Source organism: Oleiphilus sp. HI0132 (genome assembly GCF_001635845.1).
The window spans coordinates 1-759 of sequence record NZ_LWGJ01000668.1; the positions used below are offsets into that span (position 1 = coordinate 1).

The 759-nt window shown below is 39.7% G+C and carries 1 protein-coding gene; it reads left to right on the forward strand.

The genetic code is table 11. From position 1 onward, the window contains the following. Positions 1 to 326 precede the first annotated feature (326 nt). Positions 327 to 759 (forward strand): DUF6160 family protein (locus tag A3766_RS08060; protein ID WP_231882862.1); only part of this gene is annotated, 433 nt, incomplete at its 3' end.

Sequence of the window (759 nt, forward strand, 5' to 3'; positions counted from 1 at the left end):
CGTTTAGGGGCTCTATTTAACTCAATATTTTGTATTGTTTTTCTTTATGTCGACATTTTTTTCTTTCTTAAATTCTAAAATACGCCCGAAAACAGCCTTCAAATGTCAAATTCTGTTAAAAACCCTTACATTTCTGCCTAAAGGTTACTCTCCGTAACTTTTTGTGAAAGCAATCACGGTAAATAGAAATCAAAATACATATTATGATCTCACTGGCGAGCAACACAGCTTGTTAGAAAAAAATGAAATCATATAAATCAAATGATCGCGTTAAGACACATAAGTCTAAGACAGTTTTAACGTAACCTAAATATTAGGAGAATAATATGAAAGGCCTGAAAAAAATCGCACTAGTTTCTGCAATCGCTGCTGCTTCTGCTGGCGCACAAGCTGAACTTAAAGCTCTAGACGACTCAGCAATGGGCGAGCTAACTGGTCAAGCTGGTTTGACTATCGATCTAGAAACTAAAGTTTCTATCGGTCAGTTCATGTATAAAGATGCTGGTAGCCTATTCATCAACGACATCAGCATCGGCGGCAACGCAAACACTGGTGACGATAACCTAGCAAACGACACTGACATGATTGACAATATCCGTATGAACATCGATATTGCTGGTTCTGCTGCTACTGGCGAAAACATTTTAGATCGTGGTTTGTCTGATTTTTACGGTGCTGAAGGTCTAGCTGCATTGGCTCTAGCATACGGTGCTGTAGATGACGGTCGTCTAGCTGGTTTGGCTGGCGGTATCGAAGCTA